The 14616-nt window shown below is 66.2% G+C and carries 11 protein-coding genes; 10 read left to right on the top strand and 1 reads right to left on the bottom strand.

The window, feature by feature from the left end:
* Positions 1-108 precede the first annotated feature (108 nt).
* Positions 109-1584 carry a sensor histidine kinase gene (locus tag SRU_RS13035; RefSeq protein ID WP_164923652.1) on the top strand — a complete coding sequence of 492 codons (1476 nt, stop codon included), beginning with the start codon at positions 109-111 and terminating at the stop codon, positions 1582-1584.
* A gap of 202 nt (positions 1585-1786) precedes the next feature.
* On the top strand, positions 1787-3286 hold the full coding sequence (locus tag SRU_RS13030) for a spondin domain-containing protein (RefSeq protein WP_011405198.1): 1500 nt from the start codon (positions 1787-1789) through the stop codon (positions 3284-3286).
* Positions 3287-3378: 92 nt separating this feature from the next.
* Here the strand turns inward: SRU_RS13030 and SRU_RS13025 are convergent, their stop codons facing one another.
* Complete coding sequence (locus tag SRU_RS13025) at positions 3379-4884, bottom strand: carboxypeptidase M32 (protein WP_011405197.1); 1506 nt, start codon at positions 4882-4884, stop codon at positions 3379-3381.
* Between the two features lie 156 nt (positions 4885-5040).
* Between SRU_RS13025 and SRU_RS13020 the strand changes: the two genes are divergently transcribed.
* The 8 genes from SRU_RS13020 to SRU_RS12985 all read left to right on the top strand — a co-directional run bounded on the left by SRU_RS13020 (position 5041) and on the right by SRU_RS12985 (position 14614).
* Positions 5041-5759 (top strand): IS1-like element ISSru3 family transposase gene (locus SRU_RS13020; protein WP_076611408.1). Its coding sequence is split into 2 segments (ribosomal slippage): positions 5041-5289 and positions 5292-5759, totalling 717 coding nucleotides; the frame shifts between segments, so codons are not numbered across the junction.
* A 162-nt stretch (positions 5760-5921) separates the two neighbouring features.
* Positions 5922-6440 (top strand): hypothetical protein, encoded by a 519-nt coding sequence (locus SRU_RS13015; RefSeq protein ID WP_164923650.1) that lies wholly within the window; start codon positions 5922-5924, stop codon positions 6438-6440.
* A 77-nt stretch (positions 6441-6517) separates the two neighbouring features.
* Complete coding sequence (locus tag SRU_RS13010; protein ID WP_011405195.1) at positions 6518-7444, top strand: CPBP family intramembrane glutamic endopeptidase; 927 nt, start codon at positions 6518-6520, stop codon at positions 7442-7444.
* 39 nt (positions 7445-7483) lie between these two features.
* A complete protein-coding gene (locus tag SRU_RS13005) occupies positions 7484-8998 on the top strand; it encodes a DUF5687 family protein (protein ID WP_164923649.1) in 1515 nt (504 codons plus the stop codon).
* A gap of 190 nt (positions 8999-9188) precedes the next feature.
* Positions 9189-9917, top strand: coding sequence for an ABC transporter ATP-binding protein (locus SRU_RS13000; protein WP_162891552.1), 729 nt, complete (start codon positions 9189-9191; stop codon positions 9915-9917).
* Between the two features lie 45 nt (positions 9918-9962).
* A complete protein-coding gene (locus tag SRU_RS12995; RefSeq protein WP_011405192.1) occupies positions 9963-11456 on the top strand; it encodes a DUF5687 family protein in 1494 nt (497 codons plus the stop codon).
* Positions 11457-11570: 114 nt separating this feature from the next.
* Positions 11571-13079, top strand: a complete 1509-nt coding sequence (locus SRU_RS12990; RefSeq protein ID WP_011405191.1) for a DUF5687 family protein — start codon at positions 11571-11573, stop codon at positions 13077-13079.
* Positions 13080-13138: 59 nt separating this feature from the next.
* Positions 13139-14614 (top strand): DUF5687 family protein, encoded by a 1476-nt coding sequence (locus tag SRU_RS12985; protein WP_011405190.1) that lies wholly within the window; start codon positions 13139-13141, stop codon positions 14612-14614.
* The last annotated feature ends 2 nt before the right edge of the window (positions 14615-14616 follow it).

Below are 14616 nucleotides of genomic sequence, written 5' to 3'. Positions count from 1 at the left end.
ACCTACGCAATACGCACTACGCAATACGACCCTTTAAATCTTGACTGTCTCTGGTTCTTCCTGCCGCCCCACGCCACAGGTTCACCCAGCACGCACCTCTGAATCCCCATGCCCAACAGCTTCTACGCCAAGCTGAGCGCCCTTTTCCTCGTGCTGATCGTGGGACTCGGGGTCATCCTCGCGACCTTCGGGGTGCGGGCCGCCCGGCAGTACGCCAGCGAGGTGGAACAGAAGCTCAACCGCACCCTGGCGGAGGAGATGGTGCCCCGCTTCGAGCCTCACCTGAGAGACAGCATCGACACGGAGGCCATCGAGGCCACCATCCAGGACATGACCGGCATCAACCGGCGCATCGAGATCTACCTGCTGGAGCGCGATGGGGCCCTAAAGGCGTCGTTCGCGGTGCCCGACGCCCAGATCGAGCAGCGCCGCATCGACCTCGCGCCCGTCCGTCGGTTCCTGAAGGGCGGCGACCTTCCCGTGCTCGGCGACGACCCGATGACGGCGGGGACCGAGAAGCCCTTCTCGGCCGCCCACATCGAGATTATGGGCCGCACGGGCTGCTACCTCTACGTCATTCTGAGCAGTGAGCAGTACGCCTCGGTGGCCAACATGGTGGGGGAGAGCTACATCCTGCAGACGGCCCTCTGGGGCCTCGGGCTCGTCATCCTCGTGACCGCCGGGGTGGGCCTGCTGCTGTTTCGGCGCCTCACGCAGCGCCTGCGGGCCATGCAGGACGTGGTGGCCGACTTCGAGGCAGGCGCGTTCGGTCGCCGGGTGGACGTCACCTCGAACGACGAAATTGGGCGGCTCGGCACGTGCTTCAACCGCATGGCCGACAACCTGCAAGAGACCATGGAGGAGCTGCGGCAGGCCGACCGCATGCGGCGCGAACTGGTGGCCAACGTGTCGCACGACCTGCGCAGCCCCATCGCGTCCATTCAGGGATACCTGGAGACCGTCCACATGAAGGACGGCGACCTTCCTCCACAGGAGCGCCAGCGGTACGTGAAGACGGCGCTCCGGAATACGAAGCGCCTCAATACGCTCGTGAACGAGCTCTTCGAGCTGTCGAAGCTGGAGACGAAGCAGGTCGAGCCGACGATCGAGGCCTTCCCCATCGCCGAGCTCGTGCAGGACGTGGTCATGCAGTACGAGCCCCGAGCGGAGGAGCAGGCCGTGGACCTGCGGGCCGACCTGCCGGAGCGCCACGCCCGGGTCGAGGCGGACATCGGCCTCGTGGAGCGGGCCCTGTCGAACCTCATCGACAACGCGATCCACTACACCCCCGAGGGGGGACAGGTCCGCGTCCGGCTCGACAATGAGCAGGGCGAGGTCTGTGTGGCGGTGGCGGACACGGGGCCCGGCATCCCGGAGGACGACCTGCCCCACATCTTCGAGCGCTTCTACCGGGTCGACAAGAGCCGGGACCGGGACCGGGGCGGGGCCGGCCTCGGCCTCGCCATCGCCAAGACGATCCTGGAGCTCCACGGCCGCACCCTGGAGGTGGAGAGTACGGTGGGGGAGGGAACGAGCTTTCGCTTCTGCCTGCCGGTCGAGTCACCGATCACACACCCGGAATGACCCCAGTCCCCGCTCCCCAACGGGAGCGCGTGTTATAGAACCGTGAGAAAACGTCATTCGATTGTGAGGAGACGTTAGCCTTGCGTGAGGCGCCTCTGTCGGACAATGGGAATGTTAGCTTTTCGAATTGGATGAGAGTACGAAGATGTCTTGTCTCGTCCAGTCACACGCGACTTCTTTCCCAATTCCGACATGAGCACCAATGACGCTACAGTCTACCTTCTCACGATTCCTCTTTGCTTTCTCGTGGATCGGCTGTTTTGCCCTCGTCCTTGCGGGGTGCGACAGCACGGGAAACGGCGGGGCAGCCGATCCTGACGCCTTCGAAGTTACGGTCGAAAACGTTGGCTCGGGCAGTCCCGCGCTGAAAAGTGGGGCCTTTACCCCGGCGGACGTGATTGACGACAACAACAACGTTCCTCCCCTCGAACCCGGAGAAGCCTTTCAGTTCACGTTCACGGCCGGACCGGATGAACTCCCGGGGACGGGGATGAAGCTGTCGTTCGCCACTATGTTCATCCAGTCGAACGACCTGTACTACGCCTTCGAGCCGGGCGGGCTGTCCCTGTTCGAAAATGGAACCCCGATCGGGCAGAACAGCCCCCGTGACGTGACGGCACAGGTGGGCCTGTACGACGCCGGGACGGAAGGGGACCAGACACCCGGCAGCGGATCCGATCAAGCCCCGCGCCAGAGCGCCCTCGACACGGGCCCCGATGGGGAGGGTAGCGTCGTCGAGGTTGTGGACGAGGACGGAGATGGCCGTCTGGAGAACGACGACTTCAGCTACCCGGCCACCGAGGACGTCGTCAAGGTGACCGTCGAAAGCGCGTCCCACGAGGACGGCGGCGTGGCATTTACCGTCACCATCCGGAACCAGGGCGCGACCGTCAACGGCAAGCCCGTTCCCCTCTCCCCCGGCTCCTACGCCGTGCACTGGGACCAGAATCCAATGAATGGAAATGACGTGACGTACCCGGGCCACAGCCCCGGAGAGGCGGCCGGCGGGGGGATCGAAGCCATCGCCGAAGACGGCCGTCCGAACGGCGCTCTCGACGGCGATTCCGGCTCCCCGGCGGGGAACCACGTCCAGACCCTTCAGGACATCACCGGCGTCACCGTCCCCTTGTCGCCCGGTGCCGTGGCCGTCCACTCGGACGAGGTATCCCTCTTCGAAACCGGTGCGCAGGCCTCCGGCGGCATCGAAGCCATCGCCGAGGACGGGCGCCCGAACGGGGCGGTGGAGGGGGACGCCGGCTCCCCCGCGAGCAATCTCGTGGCCGACCTGACGGGCGCCGACGGCATCGAGAGCATCGATGCATTCGGGAGCGGCCCCATCACTCCGGGCAACAGCGTCACGTTCACCGTAAACGCAACGCCCGGCGACCGGCTTTCGCTCGCCACCATGTACATCCAGTCGAACGACCTCTTCTACGCGACTCCGCAGGAGGGAATCGCCCTGTTCGATAACAACGACCAGCCGATCAACCGGACGATCAACGTCGGCCTCTACGACGCTGGCACGGAGGGCGATCAGGAGCCGGGCGTTGGGCTCGATCAGGCCCCTCGACAGTCCGAATTGAACACGGGGCCGAACGGAGAAGGCTCCGTTACGCAAGTGAGCGGGAGCAACGACGGATTCAGCTACCCCGCACCGAGCGACGTGATTGAGGTATCGGTTCGTCCCGCCTCCTCGCAGTAGCGTCCGCTTCCCCATTTCGTCGAATGGCCACAGCCCGGCAGGCCCTCCGTCTGCTGGGCTGTGCTATGTCGGAGGAGCATGCGAGGGAATGGTTAAGCAAGGTCGTACAGCGCCCCAAACTTGTTCTCGGCGTAGCGGAGCCACGGGTCGGCCGACAGCTCGGCGCCGGTGGCGCGCTCCAAGAGATCGGGGGCCGTTAGGATGCGTCCGTGCCGGTGGACGTGAGAGCGGAGCCAGTCGAGCAGCGGATCGAAGCGACCGTTGGCAACCTGCTCGGACAGGCTCGGAAGGTCGTCCTGGATCGCCTCCATGAGCTGGGCCGCCGTGAGGGTGCCGAGCGTGTAGGTGGGGAAGTACCCGAAGGCGCCCTGCGACCAGTGCACGTCCTGCAGCACGCCGTTCGCGTCCGTCTCCGGCACCACGCCGAGATAGGTGTCCATCGCCTCGTTCCACCGCTCGGGGAGGTCGTTGACGGAGAGGGTTCCGTCGATGAGGCCGCGCCCCAATTCGAAGCGGAGCATGACGTGCAGGTGATACGTCACCTCGTCGGCCTCCACACGGATGAGGGACGGCGTCACCCGGTTGATGGCACGGTAGAACGGCTCCAGGGCCGCGTCGCCGAGGGCGCTGGGGAAGCGATCTCGGAGCGCCGGCAGGTAGTGGCGCCAGAACGGGCGACTGCGGCCGATGTGGTTCTCCCAAAGGCGCGCCTGCGACTCGTGGGTGCTGAGCGCGGTGCCGTCGCCGAGCGGTGTGCGGGCGAGCGACGGGTCGATGCCCTGTTCGTACAGGCCGTGTCCCGCCTCGTGGATCGTGGAGAAGAGGGCCGAGGCCACGTTGTCCTCGTCGTAGCGCGTGGTGAGGCGCACATCGTTCGGCGCGAAGGACATCGTGAACGGGTGGGCCGACACGTCCTGCCGCCCGCGGTCGAAGTCGTAGCCGAAGTCCGCGATCACCGAGCGCCCGAAGGCCCGCTGGTCGGACTGCGGATAGGTGCCGCGGAGGATGGTATCGTCGATCGGCAGCGCGTCGCCGATGGCGTCGACGAGGGGAACGAGGTCGTCGCGCAGGGTGCCGAACAGCGACGCGACCTCGGCGGTGGTGCGGCCCGGCTCGTACGCGGTGAGCAGGGCGTCGTAGGGCGCGTCCGCGTAGCCGATGGCCTCGGCCTTTTCCACGGACAGGTCCACGAGCCGCTCCAGGTGCGGGGCGAACCGCGAGAAGTCGTCGTGTTGACGGGCCTGGGTCCACGCCTGCTGGGCCTGGGACTTGGCCTTCGACAGCTCCGCCACGAGCGAGGACGGGACGCGCACGGCCCGTTCGTAGTCGCGCCGCGTCACGCGGACGAGGGCTGCGTCCGTGTCGAGCGGGGCGGCGTCGCCCACGGCGTCGGCCGCGCGGTCGAGCAATGTGCCCGTCTCCTCGGCCACGAAGCGTTCGTGGGCGGTGGACTGGAGCGTCGAGAGCTGCTGCGCGCGTGCCTCGGCGCCGCCGTCCGGCATGTAGGTCTCCTGGTCCCACCGGAGCACCGTGGCGGCGGCCTTCAGGTCTTCGATGGGGGCGAGGTGAGTGCGGAGATCCTCGATGGGGTCGGGCATCGTCATGAAAGATGGGTGGGAGCGCAGTGGCGAAAGAAAACGGGACGGAGGCGAATCCGGTGCCGTTCCCCTTGGAAAAATGGGTAGCGGCTCAACAAGTAGTGAGTCTTTCTGTTTGAACTGCGTCGCGTCTGGCCCACCAGCCTGGTCTATCCGATGATCAAAGAGACTTACGAGTGTAGAGAGTGTGGCTCCTCGAACATCGTCAAAAACGGACACAGCGCTAGCGGCTCTCAGCAGTATCACTGCAAGGACTGTGGAGCGCACAAGGTTCTCGATCCAGAGCCGCGAGGCTACTCCGAGGAGGAGAAAGAGAAAATCCTCCGTGCTTACCGCGAGCGCGGGTCAAAGCGGGCAATCAGCCGGATATTCGGCATCAGCCGCAATACATTGACCCGGTGGCTCAAAAAAAGGGACGAGAATCCGATTCAGTAGCCGAAGGGCTCCGGCCTGCTGAGGAAGGCGATGTCCTTGAACTCGATGAATGCTGGACGTATGTCCGAGAGCGGGCGAATAAACGGTGGCTGTGGGTTGCTCTGTGCCGGAGAACCCGGCAGGTCGTGGCATTTGTGATCGGAGACCGTTCGGCCAGAACCTGTGCTCGGCTCTGGAGCCGGATTCCGGAGGAATACCGTCAGGGCAGAAGCTTCAGCGACTTCTGGAAGTCCTATCGCCCAGTGTTTGCGGGCGACCCCAGCCACCGGCAGGTCGGAAAGTCCAGTGGTGAGATGGCCCACGTGGAAAGATTCTTCGGGCGACTGCGCCAGAAGCTGGCCCGGTATGTCCGCCGGACGCGAGCGGCCTCCGAGTCAGAACGGATGCTCCATCTGACGACGAAACTGTTCGTGGAGTGGTACAACGAAGCCATCACTTAACATCTATCCGCTACCGAAAAATGAATCGAAATGAGTGAGGGACGAGGCGAGCAGGCGTCCCCTAAGCAGCTCTCCCAACTGAAACATTCGAGAGTCAAAAAATATACGCCTTCTGGTTTTCAGTTCAGACGCTCAAGCTCTGTTCTTAACATTCCTTCCGGCATGAACACCCGCTCAGGAGATCGGGACGCTGAGTTGCCCGATCGTCCCCGTCCAAGTGATGTAGAGGTGTATCGCTACGGGATGCCCTACCGGTGGCTGGCGTACGGAACGGGAGGCCTCGTCCTCCTTGCGGTCGGGGCCGTTGGCTGGGTGGCAGTCACCGGTGGACTGTCCGAAGTGAACTGGGGCGCGTATGCGGGCCTGGCCACAGCGCTGGTGTGCGGGGTCACGTCGGTCCCCACTCTTCTGTCGGAACTCCATCTGACCGAGGACCGGCTCCGAAAGACGGGGCCGTTGCGGGCGGGCCAGGAGGTCCGTCTCGACGAGGTGCGTCGTGTCTTTATCGGTGGGGCCAGCGTCGAGCTTTACAGCTCGTCCGACGTCGATCCGGCCCTGACTTTCCACCGAAAAATCCAAGGAAGCGATGATCTGATTGAAAAGCTGGTCGGCCGCCTGCCGGCGAGTGCCGAGATCGATCACCCCTCCGGAGAGCTGGACGGACGGCTTGAAATTGCCTAACGAAGACGACACGGTTCTGGCCTCGTCGCCCCATTCCACCGCACGCCGCTTCCGCACACGTCCGTCCACGTCGGCCGATGGGTCCGCTCCCCAACGATTCATCCGCGTCCGCTCCGGATGCCTCTCCGGCGTCCACATCCGACACGGCGCTTGACCGCATCCGCGTCCGTCACTTTGCGCTGTGGGCGATTGGGGCATTCCTCGTCGCCGTCACGTTCCTCGTAACCACGGGCGCCGAGGTCGGGAACGACGTCTCGGCTGGGGTGCTGGGAATGGGAATCGTGTTGTTTGCGGCGGGAGGCTGGGGGGTCCAGATGGTCGGATGGCAGGGGCTGAGCGTATCGGCGGTTTTCGGCCCGGTGCCGACGCAGTGGACATCCTGGGGGCTCGTGTTGCTGGGCGTGCTCGCCCTGGACCTGTTCGAGAGTGCGGAGCTTCACCTCCTGCTACCGTGGCTCAAGGAGGTGGCACCGGCCCTTGCGGACCGGTACACGATGAACGTCGTGGAGGAGCCGTCCGGGATGGGGGCGTATCTCCGGCTGATCGGGTCCGGCGTCATCGCTGCCGCGCTCGTCGAGGAGGTGCTGTGGCGCGGGCTGGTGTATCAGCGGTGGGCGCACGCGTGGAGCGCGCCGGTGGGGGCACTGTTCGCCGCGGCCCTTCCCTTTGCGCTCATGCACGGCCACGTGCTGGGCGCCTTCGTCTTTGCCGGGGTCACCACGCTCCTGTATCTTCGCACGCGGAGCTTGTGGATCCCGATCGCGGTACACGCACTGGGCAATGGCATCAACCTCTTCGGGGGGCTGCCGGTGGAGGATGGATTCACTGCCGTGACCGGCGTGACAAACGAATGGGTATTCGGAAGTGTGTGCTTCGTCGCCGCAACGGGCCTGTTGATCTTGATCGTTCGGCTCTGCGGCGGCGCACTCCGCGAACCGGCTCCCTACGTCGAGCACGAGAAGGCCGCACGGACGAACGCGGAGTCGTTGGTACGTTCTGAGTAGATCCAATCGCTGGCCGTCGTTCGCCACTCCCTTCCAGCTGTGACCCTGTTATCCCTTCTTTATCACCGCCTCCAGGCCGCCGTACGTGCCCCGTTCGTCGGGCGGCGGGCCCTTTCGCTCATTCTCGGCGGGTTCCTGGCGCTGTATCTGGGTGGGGGGCTCGTGCTCGTCGGGCTGGTGTTCGACGATCTGGTGCGGGAGGTCGCGCCGGGCGCCGACCCGCTCCTCGTGGCGGCGAAGGGCCTGCTCCCGTTCGGCCTCGGCTACGCGGCGCTACGGGTGGTGATGGAATCCGGGCTCGGGGTTGATCCGCGCCCCTATCAGGCCCTCCCGGTGCGCCGCTCCGCCCTCGCGGGCCTGCTGGCAGTCTTTGCGCCTTTGAGCCTCTGGAATGCGGTGCCACTGGCGTTCATTGTTGCGGTCGGTGTGGAGGGGGCACTGAACGGGACGGGCGGCGCGGCCCTGCGCTTCGGGCTTGCGGGCCTCGGGGTGCTGACGGCGGTCACCTACGCCGCGCCGATGCTCCGGCGCGCGGTGTCGGACCGTCCGTTTCGGGCGGCGGGGGCCGTGGGCCTGCTCGTCGCGGCCGCGGCCATCGAGGCGGTCGACCTGGGCGTCGGGCTCGTCTCGCTGGTGGACGTGTCGGCGTGGCTCTTCGGCGGGGTCGTGCGGGGAGACGTGCTGCCCACGTCGGTTGCCGCGCTTGGTCTCGTCGGCCTCGTGGGGGGGTACACGCGGTGGCTGCGGGGGGCCATGGTCATGGACCGCTCGCGGCGGCGGGCCTCGTCGCGAACCTCGAGCGAGTGGCTCGATCGGCTGGCGCGGCGGGGGCCCGCCTGGCGGGAAGCCGTCCTGGAGGCGCGGCTCCTGCTTCGCAATGCCCAAACCCGCTGGACGTTCTTCACTGCGCTCTTCTTCGTTCTGGTCATTTCTGGATTTTCCGTCTCCCCGATCGAGGTAGCAGATTTGCGGGCAGCCCCGCCCATGGAACTGATCAACATGACGGTCTTCCCCGGACTGTTCGCAACGGGGGTGTTCGCGATTTACCACGGCCAGAACCTCTTCAGCTACGAAGGCACGGGGGTGGAAGCCTGCGAGGCCCGCCCCGTCTCTGCCCGTCATCGCATGGGCGGGAAGTTGCTTTTTCTGGAGGTGGGAACCCTCCTTTGCTTCTTGGTCCCGCTTCCGACGTTGCTTCTGTCGCAGAATCCGTTTCTGATTGTGCACACCACGTTTTTCCTGTACAATGCCGGGGTCGTGGTGCCCGCCATGATTGCCGGTGCGACCTTCAATCGGAAAGCCCTCGAGATTGACCAGCGGTCGTTTATCCAGACCAACTTCTCCGGCGGACGCGTGGCCGTCACGTTTCCGCTGTTCGTCGTTCCCTTTCTGTTTCTGTTCTCGTTCGACCGCCTGGTCCTCCAGTTTGGTGGGGTGGCTGCACTCGGGCTCCTTTCGCTGCTTGCACTGCCGGTCTGGTTGCGCGGCCTCACGCGGCTGTACGACTACAACCGCCACGCGATGCTGCGCGGCTTCCGGGCGTCGCGGGAGTGAGAAGGGCGGGGGGAGCGCGGGAGGCGCAGAATACGAACGGAGGGGTTGGAGGCGAGACGACTGATGCCTACACTGTTTCGGGATCGTCGAATGCACGGCGCGCCCCACATTGGCGTCTGCGCGTCCGGGCGTTCATGTTACACCGCAGTCCGTGCTCGATCATGTTCACAACCAACCGTCCCGCTCCACCATGCGCCTGACCGCCAACGCCCTCACGAAGCGCTACGACGAGTTTGAGTTGTCCATCCCCGACCTGACGGTTGAGCCGGGCACGGCCCTTGGCCTCGTCGGCAACAACGGGGCGGGCAAGACCACCTTTCTCCGCCTCGTCCTCGACCTGATCCGCGCCGATGACGGGCAGGTGCGGCTCGACGGCGACGATGTGGCCAGCGCCTTCGACTGGAAAACGCGCACCGGCTCCTACCTCGGCCCCTCGTTCCTGATCGACTTCCTCACGCCCGACGAGTACTGGCACTTCGTGGGCCAGACCTACGACCTGAGCGAGGCGGAGGTCGACGAGCGGCTCACGCAGTTCGCGGACTTCTACGTCGACGAGCCGATCGGGGAGACGACCAAGTACATCCGCGACCTCTCGACCGGCAACAAGAACAAGGCGGGCCTCGTCGCCGCGCTGCTGCCAGCGCCGGACCTGCTCGTGTTCGACGAGCCGTTCGCGAGCCTCGACCCGCGGTCGCAGATCCAACTCAAGGAGCTGCTGCAGGCGCGCCGTGGGGACACGACGATGCTCGTCTCCAGCCACGACCTGGGACACGTCACCGACGTGAGCGACCGCATTGCGATCCTGGAGGGTGGAGAGATCGTGCGCGACGAGCCGACGGACCCGGACACGCTGGAGGACCTGACGACCTACTTCGCGGAGGCGATTCGGCCGAAGGAAACCACGCCCGCCGATGCGTAGGGACATGGCATCGAGCCGGCTCCTGACCTCAACAGCACGCCTCGAATGCGCGCGCTTCGAATTCTGCTTCGACACCGCGTCACGCGCTGGCTGCGCGACCCGACGTGGGGCACCGGCACGGTGGCCGGCCAGGTCGTGTTGCTGGGCTTCTTGCTGGTTCTGCTCGCGCCGCTCGGGCTGGGAAGCTACGTGCTGGGCGAGGTGTTGCGGGAATTGTACCCGGAGGCGAGCGCCCTGAGCCTCATCAACGGCGGGATGCTCTACCTGGTGCCCGTCTTCATGGCGAGTCGGTTCTTGACGCAACCGCCGCCATCGGAGCATGTGGCGCCGTACGTGTCACTTCCCATTTCGGGGACCGGTCTCCTCAACGGGCAGGCAGCATTGTCCCTGCTGTCGCTGCACACGGTCTTCGCCGTGGTGCTGGTCGGGCCGGTGTGGGCGAGGGAAATCGCGACGGCATGGACACCAGTCGGGGCCGGAGCGTGGCTCGTTGCCGCGTTGCTGTTGACGATCGTGCTGGCGAGCCACGGAGCAAACCTGCTTCACCTGCTGCTAGGCCGACGGCCGTGGGGAACGGCCGGCGCACTAGCGGGGATCGCGTTGTTTTTCGCGGCCGACGCGACGCTGGGCCCAGACCTCTTCCGTGGATTCTCCCGCGTTCTGTTTGGGCGACCGGCCCTCGGGCTGGCCGTGGCAGTTGGCATCGTGGGCGGCACGCATGCTGCGTTGTTGCGGGCAATGCGAGCACGGCTGGAAGTGGACGGGCGGACGGGGCGGCGGACGGGAGGTCCCTCACGCCGACAGGCTGGCTTCTACCGGTGGGTCGAGCGGACGCTGCCCGCGGGCCGCCTCGTGGCGCTGACCCTGCGGCAGGTCGCGCGGACACGGCGGCTGCGGGGGCTTGGTCTTTACGGGCTTGCGCTCGTGATCGTCTGGTACGGTGCTGCGCTCGGAGGAGTCTATGGTGATGTTGCGCGTTCGCTGTTCCTCATCGGCCTGTTCGGGTTGGGCCCTACGTTCGGGCTCGGGTTCATCGTCTTCGGGATTGCGGCGGGGCATGCCGACGGATTGTTCGCGCGGCCCCACGCGCCCCGCCGCATCGTGAAGGCGACACTCGTCCTCCTCTGGCTGGGGATCCTCCCCGGCACGCTTCTGCTCCCGGCGTTTCTCCCGTGGCTGTCGCCCGCGCAGTCGAGCCTTCTGCTCGGCTTCGCGCTGTGGTGGAGCGGGATCCTGGTGCCGGCGCTCGTCTACGTCGCGCCTCGGCTTCGGAAGCCCGTAGACACGAGCGCCAGCGCATTTACGATCAGCGTTCGCACCCTCCACGGCATTGCGGTGTACCCGCTCTTGTTTGCGCCCATGATTGCCGCTGCGGTCGCAGACGCCGCCGGGGTCTGGTGGACTGCAGGGGCGGTTCTCGGGGGAGCGGGCCTGATCGGGCTTCTGGCCCTTCCCTGGACCACGGGGGTACTCGCCCGACAGCTTGCGTCCCACCGGCACGCGATGCTGGCGGGTTTTCGGGCGAATGAGTCGGTCTGATCCATGCGCCTGCGCTGGTGACGTGCTCCACTCTCCCGGTTGTCGGCCGGTGTGTTGGGGGAGGCGATTGAGAACGGGGAACTCGACCCGCAAGACCGATGCAGATTTGTTGGCATGCGCGCGATTCGTTTTCTATTGCGGCACCGCGTGACGCGCTGGCTGCGCGACCCGAGGTGGGGCACCGGCACGGTAGCCGGCCAAGTCGTGTTGGTCGGCCTCCTGGTGCTCCTGCTGGCGCCACTGGGGCTGGGCAGCTACGTGCTGGGCGACGTGCTGCGGGAGCTCTTCCCGGAGGCCGATGCGCTGGCGCTCATCAACGGCGGGATGCTGTACCTCGTGCCCGCCCTGATGGCGAGCCGTTTCCTTCTGCAGTCGCCCCCGTCGGAGCGGGTGGCATCCTACGCGGTGCTTCCGGTGTCGCGGAGGGGACTGCTCAATGGGCAGGCGCTCCTGTCGCTCCTGTCGGTGCACACGGTGTTTGCGGTAGTACTGGTGGTTCCCGTGTGGGCGGCGGAGATCGCGACGGCGTGGTCGCCGGTCGCAGCGGGCGCGTGGCTCGCCACGGCGCTGCTGCTGACGGTGGTGCTCGCGAGCCACGGGGCAATCCTCCTGCACCTGTTCCTGGGGCGGCGGCCCTGGGGCTTTGTGGGCGTGCTGGCCGGGATCGCGCTGTGTTTCGTGGCCGACGCGGGGGTGGGCCCCGACCTCTTTCGTGGGCTCTCCCGGCTCCTATTTGGCCGACCGGAAGGGGGGCTGATTGCCACGGCCTGCGGCGTAGGCTCTACGCATGCGCTGATGATACGAGTGATGCGGGCGCGACTGGAGGTCGATCGGCGGACGGTCGCTCAGATTGGGGGACCGTCCCGGCGGGCCGCGTCGGTCTACCAGTGGATCGAACAAACCCTGCCGGCGGGCACCCTCGTGGCGCTGGAACTGCGGCAGGTCGTCCGAACGCGGCGGCTCCGGGGCGCCACCGCGACCATACTCGGGCTGATGGTGCTCTTCTATGGATGGGCGGGCGCGCAACTCGTCATGACAGGGACGGTAGAGTCAGAGGTGCTTATGAACATCGTGCTCTGGGGAATCGGAGGCCCGTTCTTCGCAATTGGGTATACCGTCTACGGAATCTCGGCCGGGCACATCGATGGGCTCTTTGCCCGTCCGACCCCTCTATCGCACATTGCGATTTCGAAGTTAGCGCTGCTTTGGGCCGGTCTCATTCCAGCCACCCTTCTTCTTCCGACGTTACTTCCCTGGGTCCCGCTCCGGTACGTGGCGTTCCTGGTGGGCTGCACGCTCTACTGGTGGGGCGTGATGGTGCCCAGTACCGTGTACTTCGGGCCGCGCTTCCGCACCCCGGTCGACCTGTCGGCGTCGCACTTTTCGATGAACCCGTCGGGGTCGATGCGGGGACTGGTGCTTCTCCCTCCTCTTCTCGTACTCATTGCGTCACCGATCTTGGCAGATGCAACCGGCGCCTGGTGGATCGTCGGCGGGAGCCTGTGTGCGGTGGGCGTGTTCGGGATCGGGGGGGCCGCCTGGCGGCCGGAGCCCTTTGCCCAGCAACTCAACCGCCACCGGCACGCGATGCTGAAGGCCTTCCGGGAGAACGAGCCGATCTGAGACGAGAACAGAAACGAAGAGGTCCCTGTCGACGCGTCCCGCCATGCAGCTGATTCATCATGACGCTTCTTGACGTCCTCCGCCACCAGTGGCATCAACAGACCCGCTCGCCGACCTTTGGCCGCAGCCTGATTGGGGGCCTGCTCCTCCTGCTGGCGGCCGCGTACTTTGGGTCCCTCTTCGTGGCGGCCGGGTGGTACTATCCGCAGGTCGTGGCGGAGGTGGCACCGGGGCAGGATCCGCTGCGGTTGCTCAACGAATTTCTGCTATACGGCGCGGTGGGGCTCGTCCCGATGCGCTTCTTCCTCCAGCGGTCCGCCGGGAGCGACGTGCGGCCGTATCTGCATCTTCCCCTTCGGCGGCCGCGGATCGTCCGCATCCTGCAGGTGGTCTCGTCTCTGAGCCTGCTGAACCTGCTGCCGGTCGTCGTCCTCGCGTCGCTGTGGGGGAGCACGGTGCGTCCTGCGACCTCGGCGGTGGGGGCGGCGTGCTGGGCCGTGGGGGCGCTCCTGCTGGTGGCGACGACGCAGTTTCTGAACGGCCTCCTCCGGGCCGTGTGGGACCGACACGCCGGGTTCGTGCTCGGCGCGGCCGGCCTTCTCGCGGTCGTCGTGGCGGGGGGCTACTGGACGGGAGGACAACTGCTCCAATCCGCGTCTGCGTGGCTCTTTGGAGGGCTGGCGGCGGGGCGGATCGCGCCTCTTCTTGTGTTGATTGGGGGCGCAACCGGAATGTCCGTGGCGGCCCACCGGGCGCTGCGGGGGCGCCTCTACAGTGTGCTGGGCGACACGGAGGAGGGCCACACGCACGCCGGCGCGGCGCTTCGGGGGCGAGGCCGTGGGTGGGGCCGCGTGGCGTCGCTGGCACTGCTGGACCTGAAGCTCATCCTGCGCAACAAGCGGCCGCGGCAGATGCTAGCCGCCGGGCTCTTGGTGCTCGGGCCATTCCTCCTCATTCCCCTGGTTGGGGGAACGGTTGCGCCGATGAACAAAGTAATCTTTGGCTTCTTGTTGAGTGGCAACTTGGGACTGACCTACACGCAATTCAGCTACGCCTGGCACGGGGCCCACTTCGACGGGCTCCTCGCCCGTGCGGTAGCGCCGCGTTCACTGGTGCAGGCGCAACTCCTCACATTCACTGGATTGTGCGTGGGCCCTCTCGCCCTCATCAGTCCCCTCATTGCGGCGCTGCGTCCGCCGTTTCTCGCGCCGCTCGGGGGCCTTCTTCTCTACAATCTCGGGGTGTGCGCCCCCGTCCTACTGGGGCTCGGGGTGTGGGCGCGGACGCCCCTTCAGCTTGGTCAGAGCACGTTTTTCAACTACCAGGGCACCTCCACGTACCACTTCCTCGCTGTTTTACCGATCATGGGCCTGCCGGTGGGGCTCGTGGTGGGGATGGGGCTGTCGACAACGCTTCTCATCGCAGCGGGCCTAGGGGTGTTGGGGCTCCTTGCGGTGCCGCTCTGGACCCGCGGCCTCGGCCGGCTGCTTCGAGGGCAGCGCCACGCCATGGCGACGGGCTTCCGCGACGAATAGAC

This window comes from Salinibacter ruber DSM 13855, assembly GCF_000013045.1.
In the GTDB taxonomy this organism is placed as follows: Bacteria; Bacteroidota; Rhodothermia; order Rhodothermales; family Salinibacteraceae; genus Salinibacter; species Salinibacter ruber.
The sequence above is the reverse complement of the archived record's forward strand: the minus strand, read 5'-3'. Positions and strand labels throughout refer to the sequence as shown.

Bases quoted from the DNA above. Each gene is read 5' to 3' on its own strand.
- SRU_RS13030 (WP_011405198.1), top strand. From the start codon at position 1,787: ATGACGCTACAGTCTACCTTCTCACGATTCCTCTTTGCTTTCTCGTGG.
- SRU_RS12985 (WP_011405190.1), top strand. From the start codon at position 13,139: ATGACGCTTCTTGACGTCCTCCGCCACCAGTGGCATCAACAGACCCGC.
- SRU_RS13010 (WP_011405195.1), top strand. From the start codon at position 6,518: ATGGGTCCGCTCCCCAACGATTCATCCGCGTCCGCTCCGGATGCCTCT.
- SRU_RS13025 (WP_011405197.1), bottom strand. From the start codon at position 4,884: ATGCCCGACCCCATCGAGGATCTCCGCACTCACCTCGCCCCCATCGAA.
- SRU_RS12990 (WP_011405191.1), top strand. From the start codon at position 11,571: ATGCGCGCGATTCGTTTTCTATTGCGGCACCGCGTGACGCGCTGGCTG.
- SRU_RS13015 (WP_164923650.1), top strand. From the start codon at position 5,922: ATGAACACCCGCTCAGGAGATCGGGACGCTGAGTTGCCCGATCGTCCC.
- SRU_RS13035 (WP_164923652.1), top strand. From the start codon at position 109: ATGCCCAACAGCTTCTACGCCAAGCTGAGCGCCCTTTTCCTCGTGCTG.
- SRU_RS12995 (WP_011405192.1), top strand. From the start codon at position 9,963: ATGCGCGCGCTTCGAATTCTGCTTCGACACCGCGTCACGCGCTGGCTG.
- SRU_RS13000 (WP_162891552.1), top strand. From the start codon at position 9,189: ATGCGCCTGACCGCCAACGCCCTCACGAAGCGCTACGACGAGTTTGAG.